Here is a 17,406-nt window from a genome sequence, read left to right as displayed (position 1 = left end):
TCTAAACGAGGCCGGTTCCTCGCTTGTCGAATTCTATGTTTGTTGTGTATGAATGATCGCGCCCAATTCAGCGTAGGCTTGCTTCACTTCATCTGAGAACGGCATCCCACAATTGAGACGAATAAAATGATCAAAACGTTGTGAGTTAGAAAAGAGCATACCGGGTGAGATCAGTATTTCGCGCACTAGCGCTGCTTCGAAGATTTTCCTGGATGAGAGGCCAGCGGGCAACTCGACCCATATCGAGACGCCACCGTTTGGCAGACTACAACGCGTACCGATCGGAAAGTGTCTGGAGATGGCTTCGGCTGTCAGATCACGTTGAACGCGCAGCGCACTGCGTATCTTACGCAGATGCCTGTCGTAAGCTGGCGAACCCATAAATTTCCCTGCAACTGTTTGCGACCATTCATCGTTGTAACGTGTCTGTGCATACTTCAACATATTGACACGGGCTTGCCAGCGGCCAGCCACCATCCATCCGAGCCGAAGTCCGGGAGCGAGGATCTTGTGCAACGATGCACAGTGGATGACATTGCCGGTCATATCGTGGGCTTTTAGCGATGTCAAAGGCGGCCCATCATGCACCAAAGCGCTATACGAATCATCCTCGATTAAGGCGATGTGCGACGTTTCACATAGCTGCACCAAACGTTTTTTGTGTGCTTCCGGCATGATGCTACCTAGTGGATTTTGTAGATGCGGAACGACAACGACCGCCTTGATATTGTCGTAAGTCTGGATCGCGAGTTCCAGCGCCTCAAGCGAGATACCAGTTTGCGCACTGGTGGGAATTTCAAGCGCACGCATACCCAGACTTTCCATCACCTGAAGCAAACCATAAAAAGTGGGTGACTCGACCGCAATGACATCGCCCGACTGCGCCACAGCGCGCAACGCAAGATTGAGCGCTTCGATGCAGCCATTGGTGACCAAAATGTCATCCGGATTGAGCATCATGCCACTAGCCAGCGCGCGCCTTGCGAGTACATCCTTGAAGATGACATTTCCGGTAGGGCGGCTTTGTTTCGAAAACATATCCGTATGGCAGCGCAATTCTCTGGTGGCGAGCACATTCAGTTGCTTGCCCGGATAGAGTTCGGGCGCTCCTGCGGCTCGCCCTAAATTAATACGTACCTTCCGCTGTCCCATAGAGATGATTTCGGATACTTTTTCGTGAATACCTATGAACTGGGCGGTATCGTGTGGTCGGCTCATATCCGGCTCGGTGACCGCCATTATCTCGGTTCGCTTCTGCGATTTGACGAAATACCCCGAACGAGGTCGTGCCTCTAACCAGCCTTCGCTTTCCAGAAAGCGGCAGGCTTGCAAAGCGGTGGAGAGACTGAGCGCGTGTTGCCGCGCCAGCGCCCGAACGGATGGCATTTTGTCACCAGGATGCAAAACCCGCGTTTTCATCGCCTCCAGATAATGCGTGGCGAGTTGGCGATAGAGCGACTGTTGAGGTACGGGCGGTTGAAGCATTTTGTTATCCATGCGTGATGATCCTACGGATGTTCGTGGGCGTATATAGACAGAAGGGATGAAACCAAACCATAACAGATGATTCAATTTGCATGTGATGCGATACAGATTGTGTGGGGCTGTCTATTTCGCTACCGTTGCTGGCGGCTTATTCTGCAATATCACTCAACAACGTCTGCGCTGCTTATGCGCCACCGCCATGGAAACTTGCAAATTGATGACAGGACAAACAACCACTTTTTACGCCAGCTCCGGCACTGGCGTGATTTTACGGGAGGGGAATGTATGCGTGACGGTCAATAATATGCAAATGGATTGCTATGGATGGAAAGAAGAAATGGGGCTGGACGGAAGCGGTGAGTGGATTGCGCCGCGCTCTGGTTGGTATTCTATACATGCCCGCCAACCCGCCTTGCTATACGTCACCAAGCCATCTTCCCTAGTTTTGCGTTTTTGGACAACGTTATCTGCAATATCAAGGCGCATGTTGGGAGTAACTTCTTCTATTAAGCCAGGTTCTTACTCAAGATGATGGCAAGGGGTAAAGCCTCGTAAATACCCGCGGGGCTGACGTGAAAAAAAGCTCGAGATTCGGGCTTTTGGAATTTCCATTGAAGCTGATCGCTCGTGGTTTGGCTAACTTGCGATGTCTTCCAGGCTGAAGATTTCTCTTTTATCGTCGTATGAAAAAATTTCAGCGTAACGACCCCAGCGAATAATCGCGTCGATTGTTTCTTCTGCAGCATCGTCGCTTAAATGGTCTTCCAATTCTTGCTGGAAGCGGGCACGCGGGGCGCGTTGGTTTGGCCTTTCCTGCAATATTGCCTTGATTCGGGCTGCCAATGGTACCTGGCGCAGCAGTTGCTGTGCGAAGACTTGTTTACGTTGTTGCACGCCATGATCGGCAAACTCCAGACCTAACGTCGTGAGTGTGATGTCACCTTCCGTCATTTCCGCGAACCCCAAATAGTGCAGGACTTCGGCGACGGGGAAAAGATCGTCGATCTCCAGGTGAAGACGTGCGGAAATATCCGGCATATCTGCGCGTCCGTTATACGGCGCGGCAGCCACGGTTTCTAACAAACCTGCCATTGAGTTGGTCGATACCGGATTAAGGCGGCTGGCGAGTTCCAGACCGGGATTGCTGCGGTTCGACACTGGCTGCAATCTGGCTGTCATCTTGGCGTAGATATCATCCACCAGTTGCCGGAACGCAGGATCTAATCGGTTGCGCGGATGCGGGAAGGGGACCTTGATCTCTGCAATGATACGACCGGGATTGGACGAGAGAACCAGAATGCGATCACACATGAACACCGCTTCTTCGATGTTGTGGGTGACGATCAAGATGGATTTGATCGGCAATCTGCCGTCGTTCCATAGATCGAGCAGGTCGGTGCGCAACGTCTCGGCGGTCAATACATCGAGTGCAGAAAAAGGCTCATCCATCAATAATAAAGTCGGGTCAACCACTAGCGCTCTGGCAAAACCAACTCGCTGCCGCATCCCGCCGGAAAGCTCACGCGGATAGGCATTTTCAAAACCATCGAGACCGATCAGGTCAATCGCTGCCAACGCACGTTTCCGGCGTTCGGCAGGCGGTGTGCCAAGCGCCTCGAGACCTGCTTCAACGTTGTCTAAAACGGTCAACCACGGAAAGAGCGCGAAAGTCTGAAATACCATTGCGACACCATCGGCAGGTCCATTTACTGGATGGCCACGGTAGCTGACGTCGCCGCCAGTGGGTTGAATCAATCCGGCGATGATGCGCAACAAAGATGATTTTCCGCAGCCTGAACGCCCTAGCAGGCCAACGATTTCGCCTTCATGCAACGTCAAACTGACATCATCAAGAACTAAGAGCTCGCCTTGCGCCTTGGCAAAACCACGGCGCACATGATTGACGTTAAGTATTTCGTTTTCAGTTATTTTTTGCATCGTAATCCTTGATCAATCTTTGAATTCTATGAAGTCCTAAGTGGCGTTCAGTTTGTTATTTGCATAGTGATACATCGGTCGCCAAAGCAGGCGATTGAATAACACCACAAATAACGACATCACAACAATTCCCAGGATGATGCGGGGAAAATCACCAGCAGCGGTGTACTGCGCAATATAAGAGCCAAGGCCGTGGGCGTTGAGTTTGGTATCGCCCCAAGATACTGATTCAGACACAATACTGGCGTTCCATGCACCACCAGACGCTGTAATGGCGCCCGTCACGTAGTAAGGGAAAATACCTGGCAACATCGCTTTACGCCACCATTGCCAACCGCGGATTTTGAAATTCGCCGAGACCTCACGATAATCGTTGGGATACGCCATTGCGCCAGCAATTACATTAAACAAGATGTACCACTGCGTACCCAGCACGATTAAGGGACTTAACCAAATGTCGGGATTGCCATTGAAGCGAACAATCAGAATGACAAATACGGGAAATAACAGATTGGCTGGAAAAGCCGCCAAAAACTGCGCCAAGGGCTGAATTTTTTCAGCCAGACGCGGACGTAAGCCAATCAGCACGCCGAGCGGTACCCATATCACGGAGGCAATAGCAATCAGCAGCATCACGCGCAGTAACGTGTAGAAGCCCAGTAAAAGGACGGTACCGACTTCGCCGATACTTACTTCTGATCCGATAAAGGCGATTACGCGCCACATTACCCAGCAACCCAATACCAAGAGCGTCGCGTTCCATGCAAAATCGACTAGCTTATTTGATACATCGTTGGTTTTCTTTGGCTTCGTTTTGCTTTGGTTGAAGCGTAAAGGTGCCGTGATAATGCGGCGAAACAGCATGCTGAATGGCGATAATATCGCTTGAATCAGACGCGTCCGCTGGATCAGATTAAGAAGCCATGACGAGGGCGAAAATTGCGCTGTCGTATTTTCCATACGAAATTTGTCCGCCCATGCCACGAGTGGTCTGAAGAGTAACTGGTCATAACAAATAATGACGGCGGTCATGACGACGATGACCCATCCGACCGCACCTAGATTGTGCTCGCTGATCGCCAGCGCCAGATATGAACCGACCCCGGGTAACGTAATGCTTTTATTCCCGACCGTAATCGCCTCAGCTGCCACGACGAAAAACCAGCCGCCGGACATACTCATCATCATGTTCCAGATCAGGCCCGGGATCGCGAAGGGGACTTCCAGTTTCCAAAAACGTTGCCAGCCAGAAAGATGAAAGCTTCGCGAAACTTCCTGTAAATCATCAGGAACGGTAGTCAATGACTGATAAAAGCTGAATGTCATGTTCCATGCCTGACTGGTGAAAATGGCAAAAATCGCCGCCAGTTCGGCACCAATAACGCGCCCAGGGAAAAGTGCAATGAAAAATGTCACGGTGAACGAGATATAGCCAAGCACCGGTACGGATTGCAATACATCTAGTGCCGGAATCAAAATTTTCTCGGCACGCTTGCTCTTGGCGGCAACAGTCGCATAAACAAGGGTGAAAATCAGCGATGCAACCATCGCGGCCAACATACGCAAAGTTGTGCGCAAGGCATATTCAGGCAAATTGTGCGGGTCTAGCGTGACGACGTTTGCAGTTAGACTTGAGAGCGGGGCGAGGGTATCTTTGACGCCGATACCGCTAAAGGCAATGATGCCTATAACCAACGGAAAAACCAGAAAGTCCCAACGATTAGGGGTGAGTCTTTTTGACAAAGGTAATGCGTGAACGTTTGAAGTCATACCTGGAATTCCTGATTACCTAAGTGATAAATGTCGTAAAGGTTGAGCGCGGCGGTGATATTTCGCGTTCTGTCTAATACCTTTTCCTTCCTCAAGGGCAAATGGCCCGGTGACTATGTTAAATTTGTCGGGAGATGACTATAAAGTTCAAGCAATGCTCAGGCAATGTTAGGTATACGTTTGACATAGTTTTCAAAGCTGTTTTAGATCGATATGATATATTTTTTTACGCACCCCGGCACGTTACCAACCGAATATGGCATTCTGATGACATGGTGGTGAAAATGCTAAAAAAATCTGCAAAATGGGAGGCGAACTCAAACAAATGTTAAGCCACACATGTTGACGCCTCGTTTAAGTTACGCATTTCTGCTTCACTTTACAAACTTGCCTGGACCAGAGCAGTTCAGTTTGACGAACAATCACCCTTAAGTGTGGATGACTCTACAGGGCGACATGTCGCGATATGGTGCGATAGAGCAATAGAGCGATAGCTTGCTATTGCTTGATTAAAACGGTTTTTTATTGCAATAGTATTAACGCGCACATCAGTCAATTTATTAATCACCGTATTGATAGTTTATTGTGATCTATCAACGCGATCTTTTTTACGCTCGCCAATCTGGCGAAAACGCTAGTCTCTCTTAGCGCCAACCACATCAAGGAGAAAAAATGAAAGCTATTTGGAATGACATGGTTATTGCGGAGTCTGACGATACCGTTGTTGTTGAAGGGAATCATTATTTTCCACGCACGTCGATTGATTCCGACTTGTTGAAACCCAGCGAAACAACCTCAAATTGCCACTGGAAGGGCACTGCGAATTATTACACTCTGGAAGTAGGCGGAAAAATGAATCCTGATGCAGTGTGGTACTACCCAGAACCGAAGGATGCCGCAAAGGAAATTCGCGGACGCGTAGCGTTTTGGAAGGGGGTAAAAGTAACCGAGTAAATGGTTGTCCCGTACTGTATTGATCCCATTTGACTGCAAGCTACCTCTATGAGGCGATATGGTTCGGCTCATGAAGTGGTAGCTGCGGTTAGTTTCTTGCTGTAAGGCTGCTTACGTCTTAATTTCTCGTGCCTGCACGTGGCTTGGACTCTTTTTTTTTCAATAATTTAAACAAGCATTTTGGCAGACGCCGAGCGGACTTTTTGAATGTATCGTAATATAGCGATATTAAGTTCTGAAAATCCCAATATTTAATTCTATTAAAAACGAAATACGTGTCTCGGCCAAAAAGATGAACTTCGACCTTATACATAAAGCGCTGGCTAATCCAGTTAGACGCCAAATACTGCAGTGGCTTAAAACGCCCGGAGAGTATTTTTCTGAGCAGGAATATCCGCTCGATATCGGCGTGTGCTGCGGTTTGATTGATAAGCGCACAGGATTGTCGCAATCAACCGTTTCAGCGCATTTAGCCACCTTGCAGCGGGCCGAACTGGTGACCACAAAGCGGGTCGGGCAATGGGTTTTTTATCGACGCAACGAAGACACCATTCAAGGTTTTCTTGCACATATGAATGGCGATCTCTGATAGGTATTTCCCGTAACAACCAGGGTTAAGTACCTTTGTCAGGGTTTGGTATCGGGACCACATTAGTGGATATCGATACAGATGCCGTAACTTGGCTTCCGCCCAAAATGCTGTTGAATCGTTCTATCCATTTTTGTAAAGATTTGTCATGCCTTTAGCTCTACTTGTGTTGGCGCTTAGCGCTTTTGCCATCGGAACCACTGAATTTGTCATCATGGGTTTGTTACCGGACGTCGCGCGTAGCCTTGCTGTATCGCTTCCAAGCGCGGGTTGGTTAATTAGTGGATATGCGCTGGGCGTCGCGATCGGCGCACCGATTATGGCCGTGGCGACTGCCGCGTTGCCACGTAAACGCGCATTGCTGATATTGATGGGCGTATTTATTGTTGGCAATCTGATGTGTGCGGTGGCTGCCGATTACGGCTTTTTGATGTTTGCACGGGTGGTGACGGCGCTTTGTCATGGTGCTTTCTTCGGTATTGGCTCAGTCGTTGCCGCCAGTCTGGTGCCAGAAAATCGTAAAGCATCTGCCGTGGCATTGATGTTTACCGGATTGACCCTGGCCAATGTGTTGGGTGTGCCGTTGGGTACCGCACTCGGTCAGTTTGCCGGTTGGCGCACACCATTTTGGGCTGTGGCAGTATTGGGCGTGCTGGCGTTCGTTGGTTTGGCGCGCATCCTGCCTTCGCAAAAAGATGAGAAAAAAACTGATCTGCGTAGCGAATTCAAACAATTGGGCAGCGCCGGTATTTGGGCAGCGCTGGCGACAACGACGTTTTTTTCGGCAGCGATGTTTGCGTTATTTACCTACGTCGCACCATTACTTGAGCAGGTAACGCAAGTGACGCCACGTGGCGTGACCTGGACGTTGTTTTTGATCGGTCTCGGTTTGACGCTGGGCAATTACCTCGGCGGTCGATTGGCTGATTGGCGTTTGGGCGCATCGTTGACCGCTATTTTTATGCTGTTGGCTTTGGCGACTGCGACGATCAGGTGGACTAGCGTGGCGCTGATACCGGCAGAAGTGAATTTGTTCATATGGGCAATGGTCGCTTTTGCAGCGGTTCCTGGGCTTCAGATCAATGTCATGATTTTTGGTAAGGCTGCGCCAAATTTGGTGGCCACACTGAACATTGGCGCTTTTAACGTTGGTAACGCACTCGGTGCGTGGGTTGGCGGAATGGTGATCGCGCATGGCCTTGGATTGCAAGCAATACCGATCGCGGCGGGTGCACTTGCCTTGGTCGCAGTATTGGCGATGCAGTTATCAATTCGTTTAGCTAAAACAGAAAAATCGGTCACAACGACCAAAATAGTTTCTCCAGCGATGGGCTGACCCCATTTTTTTGAAGTATTTTTTTCCTTAAGTATCAGGAGGTTATTTGCGCTTTATGTTTTGCGCATAGGAGTTCTGCGCTTAAAAATTTACTTTTGGCTTTTTAAATTTTGACTTTTACCACTTTGATTTTTCTATTTACTTTTTTATTGAAATGACTACGCATACCATGACTACATTATTTGATCCTATCAAAATTGGCGATATCCAACTTTCTAACCGTATCATCATGGCACCACTGACGCGCTCGCGTGCCATCGGCGAAGGTCGCGTACCGAACGCTTTGATGACTGAGTATTACGTTCAGCGCGCTTCAGCAGGACTGATCATCAGTGAAGCGACTGCCGTGACACCACAGGGTGTCGGCTATGTTGATACGCCAGGTATTTGGTCTGAAGAGCAAGTCGCCGGATGGAAAAACGTAACTTCGGCCGTGCACGCTGCTGGTGGTCGTATCATCCTGCAATTGTGGCATGTTGGTCGTATCTCGGACCCAAGCTTGTTGAATGGTGAATTGCCGGTTGGGCCAAGTGCGATTGCAGCCGAAGGCCACGTCAGTCTGCTACGTCCGTTACGTGACTTTGTCACGCCGCGCGCTTTGGATCTTGCTGAAATCCCAGGTGTAGTTGCAGCCTTCCGCAAGGGCGCTGAAAATGCTAAAGCTGCCAACTTTGACGGCGTTGAAATTCACGGTGCGAACGGTTATCTTCTGGATCAATTTTTACAAAGCGGTAGCAATCAACGTACCGATATGTATGGCGGTTCGTTAGAAAATCGCGCACGCTTGATGCTGGAAATTACGGATGCTTGTATCAGCGTCTGGGGTGCTGCACGCGTTGGCATGCATTTGGCACCAGCTTGCGACACCCATTCGATGGGCGATGCTAATCCGCTGGAAACGTTTAGCTATGTGGCGCGCGAATTAGGCGCACGTGGCATCGCGTTTATCTGCGCACGTGAACCGCAAACGCCAAATCGTCTGGGGCCGCAACTTAAACAAGCTTTCGGTGGAACATATATCGCCAACCAACAGCTTACAAAAGCCGCGGCAGAAGAACTACTGACAAAAGGTGAGGCAGATGCTGTTGCATTTGGTCAGTTGTTTATCGCTAACCCAGACTTGCCGCGTCGTTTGAAACTTGACGCACCATTGAATGCACCAAAATCAGAAACTTTCTATGCCGCAACGTTGGAAGGTTATACCGACTATCCTGCGCTGGCAGCGTAAGTTAACCTGCCTATTCACTCTACGCTGCGTGATCGGCGTGATCCGCGCTTCCGGCCGTGCTGCGAAGGGTGAATTGAGGTAGTTGGTTTTAGTAAAAACGTTCATGATATGTATTTCGCAAACCGACTTATTAAGTCTGTTTGCGATTTTTTTTTGCATTGCGTTTTGCATCGTTGAGATGCATGGACATATGCATGCGATTCTGCGATTTTCTTAACTGGCCGACTGACTATCGACCAGTTCATTCAATAAGCTCCGCACGGCAGGAATTAATTCCCCCGCAGTTATGCCAATTGGCCCACATCCTTGCGATACCAGCAAATCCGCTGCGCTGCCATGTAACCAGACAGCACCGAGCGCTGCATACCAGTCAGACCAACCTTGCGCCAATAAAGCCCCGCAAATACCAGATAATACGTCGCCGCTGCCGCCCGTCGCTAACGCCGGATTTCCAGTCGGATTGATCACAGCAGAACCATCAGGCCGAGCAATGATGCTGCTTGCGCCTTTAAGCACCACTACCGCATTGAAGTGCTGCGCCAATCTGCGTGCTGCTGCCAAACGGTCGGATTGGATTTCAATGGTACTGATGCCAAGTAGTCGCGCTGCTTCCAACGGATGAGGTGTCATGACGGTAGCAAGGCCTGAATGACGCCGTTGCGCCACGAGTTGCTGTAATGCGGGCTCAACGGCAATCAAATTCAACGCATCCGCATCCAGCAGCAAGTGGCCGGGTGCCATTAACGTTTTTACCAACAAGTCGTGTGCTGTTTGGGATGCGCCAAGTCCGGTACCGACCACTAATGTCACCGATGTCAGGTCAAGGTCAGCCGCACGGCGACACATTAACTCTGGCTGACCGCTATCGTAGGCAGGTGCAGCATCGAGAAAGCCGATAAATACTTTACCCGCGCCAGATTTGGCAGCAGCGCGTCCCGCAAGGATTGGCGCACCAGCCATGCCTTCCGCACCACCAATTACCGCGACGCTACCGAAGCTGCCTTTATGCGAGTTCCGTGCGCGTGGTTGCAGGTTACGCGCGAATAGATCGCTTGAATTCAACCATGATCTTGCCGGAACCGAAGAGTTTTCTGGCAGGCCGAGTCCGGCAACGGTGACCTGACCGGCGTAGTCAGGGCCATCGCCAGTATGTAATCCGGTTTTATCGCCGATAAAGGTGACGGTATGGTCGGCAACTATGGCGATCCCATCGGGACCGACCACCATACCGGTATCTGCATTGAGTCCACTTGGTACGTCGAGTGCCAGGACTAAACAAGACAGCGTATTAATGGTCGCGACTAAGCTGCGTAAAGGGCCGTCCAGCGGACGGGTCAGGCCTATTCCCAGCAATCCGTCTATCACCAGCGTCCAGGCGATGCTGTCGATAATGGCAAACTGTTCAGGTGGCATCATGTGGACACCGGCACGATTGGCGCGGGCAAGGGCGCTGGCCGCATCGGGCGGTAACTTGTTGACTTCAGCTTGCAACAACGCAACAACGTCCGCACCAGCCTGCGTGAGGATCGTCGCCGCCTCGAGTGCGTCGCCACCGTTATTACCGGGGCCGACCAGCACGAGAATACGTGCTTTATGCGGACTTCCCGTTAATAAGCGCAGCGCAACATCCGCAGCGGACTGACCGGCGCGCTGCATCAACGTATAGGCCGGTAACGCAGTTTGAGCCGCTTGTTCGATACGGCGAATTTCTGCGCTTGCGTAAAGTGCCGTCATGGTAATTTTGCCTCATTCTATGTTGGGGTAAAAAAAGCCGCCCAATAGATGACGTGCTGTTAGCGTCGATAGCGCGCCAATGTCAGTCCGTCAATATCAATCTCGGGCAGACGACCTGATAGTTGGTCTGCTACAATTTTAGCGGCACCCAATGCCATGCTCCAACCGCTGCCGCCATGACCGACATTGATGTATACATTGCTGCTGCTGGTAGCGCCAATGAGTGGTACTTCGTCGGCTAACATAGGAATGTTGCCGGTCCACATTTGTGCATTGTGATAATTGGCGGCATCGGGATACCAGTCCTGCGTGACCTTTAATAGTGTGCGCAGTGCTTTGTCGTCGATGCCAGTGTCGCGCGCGCCCAGTTCCGCAATTCCGGCTACGCGTATGCGCTCGCCGAGGCGCGCCATGGTGACCTTATAGGCATCATCTTGCAGCGCCAGTTTAGGCGCAACTTCATAATTTTTAATTGCTGCCGTTATAGTGTAGGTTTTGACGGCCTGCAAGGGCACTTTTAAGCCAATTTTCCTCAGAAGGCGGGCGCTTCCTGTTCCTGCAGCAACGACCACAGCGTCGGCTTGCAGCACATCATCACCAATTTTTAGTGCCACCCGTCCATCATGTGGATCAATGGCATCGACGCGAACATCAAAGTGAAATTGTACGCCGCTCGCCTGCGCAATGGCTTTTAGCTGTTTGGTAAATAAGGTGCAATTGCCTGACGACAATTCTGGAAAGTATAATCCTCCAGCAACGCTGCGGGCGGTCTGTAAGGCTGGTTCCAGCGCTTGTGCACCCGCTCCATCCAACAATCGATGGGCAACATTTCGTTCCGTCAGCAAAGCTTGAAGCGGGGCGGTTGCGGCTAATTCTTTTTCTGTACGAAATAGTTGTAGCAAGCCGCTACTTTGTTCGAAATCAAGTTGATAGTCCAGCTGAAGCTGAAGCAAAATTTGCTGACTATAACGGGCTAAGCGGTGCATGCGTTCGCTGTGTAATTGATAGCGTTGTAACTCGGGTTTTGAGGTCCAGCGCATTAACCAGCGCCATAACGATGGGCTAAGACGCGCGTTTAAGATAGTGGAGGCCTCCTGGCTGAACAGGCCAGAAAAGATACGCTTTCGCATCCCGTTGACTGCCCACGGCGTGGTTGAGGCCGTTGCCAGCATCCCCGAATTTCCCAGTGTGGACACTTCGGCGACATTGCGGTGTTGCTCGATCAGCGCCACCTGATGTCCTGCTTGCGCCAAAAAGTAAGCGGTCGACATGCCAATAATACCGCCGCCAATGACGACTATTTGTCTTGTTGCTGGTTTCAGTAATTCTTGTGGTATCACTATTTTACTCAATTAAATCCAACTGCTTTTAACAATAACCCGATGAACATTACATCTTGTTTAACCTGCAACGTGGTCAGCGCACCTCCAAAGGAGCGACCAGAATCATACCTTGAATTGATCGCAGTCCTTGCGTCACGAGTAACATTCCCTTAAAAGTTAGCATTGCATTGTCTAAAAATCGCCTTCTTGAAGCTAAACCTTAACCATTTATGGTCGAGGAAGGATAAGATATATTTGTGCACGATAGATGCGAATTGGACAAATATACTATCGCCATAGTTGAGTGACGATTTAAGATAGGCAACCGATAGGCAATATTATGCAACCCAAAAATAGCCAGCGACTTGAATCAAAAACCGATATGGCCCTTGACGCGATGCCACCCTCAGCGGAAAGCGGATTGGGGACCGCTGGCGCCAAAGCCAATCCCGAACCTGCACATTTTGGCGATCCGATTTCCGCTCTGACTTCGACGCGGGCGCGCGAACCGCTTGCCAGCCGGCTGCATGTTGACGCTCGTGGCGCGGCATTGGCAATTATCGCCACGGTGGTTTTTATTTTTGCGCTGCAATGGGCGCAAAAATTTCTGGCACCCGTGGTGTTTGGAATTTTCATTGCCTACACCCTCAATCCTGTCGTCGTATGGTTGCAGCGATTAAAGCTACCCCGCGTCGTCGCTACCAGCATCGTCCTGCTAGCCATTTTGGGTGGTGGCGCAGTGGTGACAGATGCTTTGCGGGGAGAATTTCAGTCTATTTTGGAACAATTGCCACAGGCTTCGCATAAGTTATCGCGAGGACTAGCGAAGTTGCGTGACGGTCAGCCAACGACCATGCAGCAAATGCAAGCCGCGGCTAATGAAATTGCAAAAGCTACGGGTGGGCAACCCTCCGCACGCGAATCATCGTCGGCTTCCAGATTGAGTGACTGGTTGCTGGCCGGATCGCTAGGTGCGATTGGTTTGTTAGGACAGGCGCTGGTCGTTCTATTCCTGGTATTTTTCCTTTTGCAGTCGGGAGATACATTTAAGCGAAAATTGGTGAAGTTGACCGGTCCTTCATTGAGTCGCAAAAAGGTCACCGTGCAGATTCTGGATCAGATTAATACGTCGATACAGAATTACATGTTTATGTTGCTGGTCACCAATATTTTGCTGGCGTTATTGATGTGGATAGCATTTCGTCTGATTGGCCTACAAAATGCCGGGGCTTGGGCGGTTGCGGGTGGTTTTCTGCATATTATTCCCTATTTCGGCTCGCTGTTAATCGCCATTGCAACTAGCGTGGCGGCGTTTATGCAGTTTGGAACCTTTTCGATGATGTTTTTGTTGGCTGGTATTTCTCTCGGGATCGCGGCGATTGTCGGCACGTTTGTCACTACGTGGATGACTGGAAAAATAGCTAAAATGAATCCTTCGGCTGTTTTTGTGGCTTTATTATTTTGGGGCTGGCTGTGGGGAATTGCCGGACTGCTGGTTGGCATTCCGATTGTGGTGATCATTAAAGTTATCGCAGAACATGTAGAAGGAATGTCGCCGATTGCAGAATTGTTAGGCGAGTAAGCACGTTATTTGAGCATTAGCGCGAACTATTTTGAGGTCGATGATGTAATTTAAAAGGAATTTCAAATGGCTAAACCACCTATCAAAATACTGGGCATTTCGGGCAGCTTACGAAAGGGCTCGTTTAATACAGCAGCGTTACGCGCCGCTATCGAATTGGCACCGGAAGGCGTCACCATCATCGAAGCCGATATCTCGGATATTCCGCTCTACAACGAAGACGTTAATGCCCAAGGCCGACCACCTTCAGTGGAACGATTTCGGCAACAAATTCGCGACGCCGATGCGCTTCTATTTGTGACGCCAGAATATAATTATTCGGTTCCCGGCGTATTAAAAAACGCCATTGATTGGGCCTCGCGTCCACCGGAGCAACCATTCGCGGGTAAACCGGCGGCAATCATGGGCGCTAGTCCCGGTGTAATCGGTACGGCGCGTGCACAATATCATTTGCGTCAGATTGCGGTATTTCTTGACTTGAAAGTGTTGAATAAGCCGGAGGTGATGATTGGCGGGGCTGGCGATCGTTTTGATAGCGCAGGCAAACTAACACACGAGCCAACGCGTGAATTTATGGCAACAATGCTCGTGGCGTTACAGGATTGGACTTTGAAGCTTAAATAGTATTGATTGAGTCCTGATCCTGAGGTCTGAATCCGGCGATAGAAAGTCAGCGATATAATCGGTGTGTGGGTTGCCTCCCGATCGCTACGTAATGCCGCTTTGGAATGTAAGTCACGCGCTTAAAACTTAAGGTGGCGCTAAAAAAGTACGCATCGCAGTGACAAAATAGTCGTTGTGATGCGTACAAATTTATCTTTATTTGATTTTATCTACGCGAGTAGATCGTTATCGATTATTCGATTATTTCTTATTCAAACACATGGCGCTGTCGTAAGTATCCACTGCCTTCACGCCGCGTTTTGGTTTGCGTGCGAATAAAGACGGAGCGCAACTCAGGTGCATCAGCATCGGTCTGTATGGGAAAAAACTTAGCGAGTGCAGCCTGTTCATGGGGAGCAAAAACCGTTTGTTTTTTGGCGCTCTCCATAGCCCTGATTTGGTCTGCCCGATAGCCGGGTGCCTTATCGGCCTGCTTCATCGTATCGATACGGCTTTGCAGTATGTCGCTCAACTCTGGGCTGACCGCGATAGCACGTTGATAATTTCTCCATACCTGACCGTTATACGATGTTGATGGCGATTTTCCGGTTTTATCATACGCTGTCGCCATCTCAAGTAATGCCTCCGCTTTATCCTCATCAGAGCCGTATCCTGCGATAGAAAAGCTCGCTAAGGAGTCATGCAGATAGCCTTCCAGCAGGACTAAAAATGGGGTCTTTTGTGATGCCGCGACTTTTGTCATCTCTTCCAGGGCCCATAACTCATCTGGTCCCGGAGGGGAGCCCTGTATCGCCAATCGGAGTTGCCATGCATTGGCGCTGCCATCCACCATATCTGAAAATCTGACAAACGCTCTGACAGCAGTGTCGCGACTAACCGACGTTCTCGCTAAATGCGCACGCTCTTTGAGCACCGCCACGTCGCCTCTGAGCAGATCGTTATAGCTTTGCAAATCCTCCTGATCTTGCGGATTGGCGCGACTATAGCCGAAAGATTCCTCCAAACCACTCAGCCGTAGCCGCCGAAAAGCGTAATACAACGCCATGTGTTTGCGCACAATACTGTGATAGTTGCGCTCAATCTTGTCGCCCGGCACACCAACAAACTCGGCTTTACCGGCCGCCATATAATCATTCCAGGCCAGCGCTAATTTGGGACTGATGATGTAGTCTTTCTTCAGGCGCTCATCCATCACGCAGTAAGCCGCGAGCGGCACACCCGCTTTGCTGGCGGCCCGATGCATGTGTGCCAAAGGGATTTGCGATGCCAACATGCCCATCTCACCCTTCCCATTCCAGATGCCGCGCCCCTGATCACCGGGTTTGTAAGCGCCACCGACATCAGAGTGAACACCGGGATAAATCACTTCGGACACATTCTTTCCCTTCACACGGGTAAGGGGAAAGCTGCGCCGTTGCTCATGCGCGGCGATGTAATGAACGGTCTGCCTGACACAGTCCGGGAGCGGTTTGAGGACTTCTCCTGCCCAATCCTTATGACCGTCAGACCACACCACGGGTATGGTTTCCTTCGCAGAGTTTGGTAACCCGATACTTGCTACGCTATCGAACAATCCCAAAAAATCGATACTGACTCGCATCCCTGCAAACGTGCCATCTGCATCCAATACGTCGTTAAACCAATAGCAAAAAGCGCGTGCTATTACCGCACCGCGTGAGAACCCGAATACGGAAATTCTGATATGGTCAATTCCCGGCAACGGACGCGATTTGCGCGCTGCACGTAGCTTTTCAGTGAGTTCGGCCAACCAACTGTGCCGGTCAGGACGCGAGTCATGTCTATCGGCTAGTGGATCGGTGGGATCTTTATCTGCACCGTATTGCTTCAGTTTGGCTGTAATTTCCTCAAGATCAAGCATTTTGTTATCTTTGTTAAAGGTTCGAAATACTGCGTTATAAACCTGTAACAATCCAAATAAAATTCTAGCCTTACTACCATCGCCGAAAGCCTTACCGCCTTGCAATTCGCGCCATTCGACGTTTTCTGGAAAGCGGGTTCCTACACCGGGCACGTAAAATTTATAGTGATAAGGAACCTGTAGCGCACTTTTTTCATCGACGTCCTTATGGGCATTGAATAATTTCACGATATTGGTATGACCATTCAGGGGTTCATCCCGCTCCTTATTATTGTTACTTCCGTCGAAGAATAAACCAATCTTGACTACAACTTGGCACGGAGGTCCGTTTTTGGCCGGACGTGTATCGATAGCCTGGACCGCGCATAATTCGGTGATTGACATCGCCATTTCATTTTCGATGCGATCAGAAATAATCAGTGGTGCGGATTGGACGGTGGCGTCCATTACTCTTCCTCCGGCGGGGCGATTGTTGCGTTGTTCAAAATAGGATGTTGAGGGCTTTGTGCCCCGGCCAACGGAGAAGAAACCACCCGGACTTCATCGTTATGAAAAAAATGTACATACAGTGTTCCTGCTTTTTCGTACCGTTTAATCGTGGTAAACTTTTCTACCCAAAAATCTTCGCCTTTGATGGGCCGATTCCAGCGGACCTTAACCTTCATTCCTGGTCTCCATTCCAAAGGCAGCATGTAGCCGAGGGCGGCGCTTCCGCCGCAACTGAGGCCGCCTACCATGCGTTTGCTATAAAATTCCTGCACCCTAAAGGAGTAAATATATGGCGCACCGTCATGACTTAAGCATCCCATATCTACCGCCCGCATCGGTATATCAACATAAGGAATAGCTTTTGACGGGCGAGCGGGTTTTGTTGGCGCTGTCGAACAGGCGGTGAGTAAAATTGTTATTGCAATAAATAAGGTGCTTTTTAGTCGCATTGATTGAACCTTTGGATCGATAGTTGA

General features: G+C 50.0%; 14 protein-coding genes. 7 read left to right on the top strand and 7 right to left on the bottom strand.

What is annotated here, in order from left to right; translation table 11 throughout:
* Positions 1-33 precede the first annotated feature (33 nt).
* Positions 34-1,497 (bottom strand): PLP-dependent aminotransferase family protein, encoded by a 1,464-nt coding sequence (locus tag QN379_RS19005; protein ID WP_322239194.1) that lies wholly within the window; start codon positions 1,495-1,497, stop codon positions 34-36.
* Positions 1,498-1,684: 187 nt separating this feature from the next.
* Here QN379_RS19005 and QN379_RS19000 point away from each other — a divergent pair, with 187 nt between their 5' ends.
* The gene (locus QN379_RS19000) at positions 1,685-2,017 is read left to right on the top strand and encodes a hypothetical protein (RefSeq protein ID WP_323507314.1); all 333 of its coding nucleotides are present in this window, start codon (positions 1,685-1,687) and stop codon (positions 2,015-2,017) included.
* 104 nt (positions 2,018-2,121) lie between these two features.
* Here QN379_RS19000 and QN379_RS18995 read toward each other — a convergent pair whose 3' ends face one another.
* Both QN379_RS18995 and QN379_RS18990 read right to left on the bottom strand, forming a co-directional pair.
* Positions 2,122-3,423 (bottom strand): nitrate/sulfonate/bicarbonate ABC transporter ATP-binding protein, encoded by a 1,302-nt coding sequence (locus tag QN379_RS18995; protein WP_322239189.1) that lies wholly within the window; start codon positions 3,421-3,423, stop codon positions 2,122-2,124.
* 36 nt (positions 3,424-3,459) lie between these two features.
* Complete coding sequence (locus QN379_RS18990; RefSeq protein ID WP_322239187.1) at positions 3,460-5,193, bottom strand: ABC transporter permease subunit; 1,734 nt, start codon at positions 5,191-5,193, stop codon at positions 3,460-3,462.
* A 672-nt stretch (positions 5,194-5,865) separates the two neighbouring features.
* On the opposite strand from QN379_RS18990, the gene QN379_RS18985 reads away from it, so the two are divergent.
* From QN379_RS18985 to QN379_RS18970, 4 genes are all read left to right on the top strand, one after another.
* A complete protein-coding gene (locus tag QN379_RS18985; RefSeq protein ID WP_322239185.1) occupies positions 5,866-6,147 on the top strand; it encodes a DUF427 domain-containing protein in 282 nt (93 codons plus the stop codon).
* 292 nt (positions 6,148-6,439) lie between these two features.
* The gene (locus QN379_RS18980; protein WP_322239183.1) at positions 6,440-6,736 is read left to right on the top strand and encodes a metalloregulator ArsR/SmtB family transcription factor; all 297 of its coding nucleotides are present in this window, start codon (positions 6,440-6,442) and stop codon (positions 6,734-6,736) included.
* Positions 6,737-6,884: 148 nt separating this feature from the next.
* Positions 6,885-8,072, top strand: coding sequence for an MFS transporter (locus tag QN379_RS18975; protein ID WP_322239181.1), 1,188 nt, complete (start codon positions 6,885-6,887; stop codon positions 8,070-8,072).
* Between the two features lie 169 nt (positions 8,073-8,241).
* Positions 8,242-9,300 carry an alkene reductase gene (locus QN379_RS18970; RefSeq protein ID WP_322239179.1) on the top strand — a complete coding sequence of 353 codons (1,059 nt, stop codon included), beginning with the start codon at positions 8,242-8,244 and terminating at the stop codon, positions 9,298-9,300.
* 213 nt (positions 9,301-9,513) lie between these two features.
* On the opposite strand, the gene QN379_RS18965 is transcribed toward QN379_RS18970, so the two are convergent.
* Together QN379_RS18965 and QN379_RS18960 are read right to left on the bottom strand one after the other, a co-directional pair.
* Positions 9,514-11,034: an NAD(P)H-hydrate dehydratase gene (locus QN379_RS18965; RefSeq protein ID WP_322239177.1), complete on the bottom strand. Its 1,521-nt coding sequence runs from the start codon at positions 11,032-11,034 to the stop codon at positions 9,514-9,516.
* A gap of 59 nt (positions 11,035-11,093) precedes the next feature.
* Entirely contained in the window at positions 11,094-12,386 is a 1,293-nt protein-coding gene (locus QN379_RS18960; protein WP_322239175.1) for an FAD-dependent oxidoreductase, read from the bottom strand.
* A 310-nt stretch (positions 12,387-12,696) separates the two neighbouring features.
* On the opposite strand from QN379_RS18960, the gene QN379_RS18955 reads away from it, so the two are divergent.
* Both QN379_RS18955 and QN379_RS18950 read left to right on the top strand, forming a co-directional pair.
* Positions 12,697-13,938 carry an AI-2E family transporter gene (locus QN379_RS18955; protein ID WP_322239173.1) on the top strand — a complete coding sequence of 414 codons (1,242 nt, stop codon included), beginning with the start codon at positions 12,697-12,699 and terminating at the stop codon, positions 13,936-13,938.
* 66 nt (positions 13,939-14,004) lie between these two features.
* Positions 14,005-14,562 (top strand): NAD(P)H-dependent oxidoreductase, encoded by a 558-nt coding sequence (locus QN379_RS18950; protein WP_322239172.1) that lies wholly within the window; start codon positions 14,005-14,007, stop codon positions 14,560-14,562.
* 247 nt (positions 14,563-14,809) lie between these two features.
* Here the strand turns inward: QN379_RS18950 and QN379_RS18945 are convergent, their stop codons facing one another.
* Entirely contained in the window at positions 14,810-16,888 is a 2,079-nt protein-coding gene (locus QN379_RS18945) for a DUF2235 domain-containing protein (protein WP_322239170.1), read from the bottom strand.
* Complete coding sequence (locus tag QN379_RS18940; protein WP_323507313.1) at positions 16,888-17,379, bottom strand: DUF3304 domain-containing protein; 492 nt, start codon at positions 17,377-17,379, stop codon at positions 16,888-16,890. The genes QN379_RS18945 and QN379_RS18940 overlap by 1 nt, the downstream gene beginning before the upstream one ends.
* Positions 17,380-17,406: the final 27 nt, after the last annotated feature.

The sequence above is a fragment of the Glaciimonas sp. Gout2 genome, from assembly GCF_035018905.1.
Taxonomy (GTDB): domain Bacteria; phylum Pseudomonadota; class Gammaproteobacteria; order Burkholderiales; family Burkholderiaceae_D; genus Glaciimonas.
The sequence above is the reverse complement of the archived record's forward strand: the minus strand, read 5'-3'. Positions and strand labels throughout refer to the sequence as shown.